1 protein-coding gene is annotated in these 1,833 nt (G+C 37.9%); it reads right to left on the bottom strand.

Annotated elements, in window-relative coordinates; translation table 11 throughout:
• Positions 1-1,462, bottom strand: a 1,462-nt coding sequence (locus tag GSY74_RS08925; protein ID WP_164664759.1) for a 2-isopropylmalate synthase, incomplete at its 3' end; no start/stop codon positions are given.
• Positions 1,463-1,833: the final 371 nt, after the last annotated feature.

Here is a 1,833-nt window from a genome sequence, read left to right on the forward strand (position 1 = left end):
ACATGGTATCTATATTCAAGCCATGCCCAATAATCGCAGGTTCATTATCATTAAATGCCACCTTCACCGTTACATTTGCCAACGCATCTTTCCCTTTACTCACAGATGTTACCCTATAGTCCATCAGCCTCCCTTCATATCCTGAAATTCTATCAATTGTCTTAAAGATAGCATCCATCGTCCCATCCCCAATACTCGCATCAACCCTCTCTTTACCCTCTTTTCTAATGCAAATTGCAGCACTTGGAACACCATTAGAACAATCCATTAACTGCAAAGAGACCAACTCAAAAATCTGTGTAGCTTTGGTCATCTCATTGGTTACCAAAGCTCTTAGGTCATCATCATAAATATCTTTTTTCTTATCTGCTAGAAGTTTAAACCGCTTAAATGAGGAGTTCAACGCCTCATCCTCTAATTTGAAGCCCAATTTCTTCAACTTATCTTTAAACGCCGCTCGTCCAGAGAGTTTACCCAAAACCAAGGTATCCGTTATATCCAAACCAATATCAGCAGGACGGATAATCTCATAAGTCTCACGGTTTTTCAACATCCCATCTTGGTGAATTCCACTCTCATGTGCAAATGCATTTTTACCAACAATCGCTTTGTTAGGTTGTGGTTCAATCCCTGTGATATTCGCGATAAGCCTACTAGATGGGTATATCTCTTTGGTATTGATATTGGTTTTGAAGTTTGAAAAAATATCTCCTCTGGTCTTCAACGCCATAACAATCTCTTCAAGTGCTGCATTTCCTGCTCTTTCACCCAACCCATTGATAGTACACTCTACCTGTCTAGCTCCATTCATCACAGCCTCCAATGAGTTAGCAACACCCAAACCCAAATCATTGTGATTGTGTACAGAGATGATGGCTCTATTTTTAGTATATTCACTCATCTCCCTCACCATCGCACCTATCTCATGAGGCAATCTAAAACCAACCGTATCAGGCAAGTTTATAGTGGTAGCTCCTGCGACTATAACTGCGTCACTTATCTCTTTTAGGAATCCTATGTCACTTCGCCCTGCATCTTCACAACTAAACTCAACATCATCTACAAACTCTCTGGCATACGATACAGCTCTTACGGCTCTTTTTATAACCTCATCAGGAGTCATTTTTAGTTTATGCTCCATATGTATAGAACTCGTTGCGATAAAAGTGTGGATTCGCTTCATCTTAGCTCTAGCTATCGCATCACCCGCGGCTTTGATGTCTCTATCCATCGCTCGTGCCAATGAACATATCGTTGAGTTCGTAACTCTCTGTGCTATCCTAGAGATAGCATCAAAATCCCCAGGACTAGCCGCCGCAAATCCTGCCTCGATAATGTCTACACCCAATTTCTCTAACTGGATAGCTATCTGTATCTTCTCCTCGGTATTCATCGAAGCCCCAGGACTCTGCTCTCCATCTCTCAATGTTGTATCAAATATTTTAATGATTTCTCTGCTCATTACTCGCTTACCTTGTATGTATAAAAGCATAATAAATATGCCTAAAAAATTGTCTAATTTTACCTAAAAATAGATAACAAAAACTAAATGGGTGGATTATAGTGTTAAATTGTGGTTTTAGAGTGAGAGTAGTAGCAGAAGAGATTTTTCTTGTATTGATTTCATCGTTCTCTCCTATTAATTTTCAAAAGTATAACATAAAATTAGTTTAACATCGGTTGATTTTTTTTGTTTTGATAAAAAACTTGATGGAAGTATGATATACTTTTACATCACTCCAAAAGGCACAAAGATGAAAAAAATAATTTATGGAAATAGTAACTTTAGAAAAATAAAAATCAATAATGACTATTTATATGTTGATAAGACAC

The sequence above is a fragment of the Sulfurovum sp. bin170 genome, from assembly GCF_010892395.1.
Classification (GTDB): Bacteria; Campylobacterota; Campylobacteria; order Campylobacterales; family Sulfurovaceae; genus UBA1140.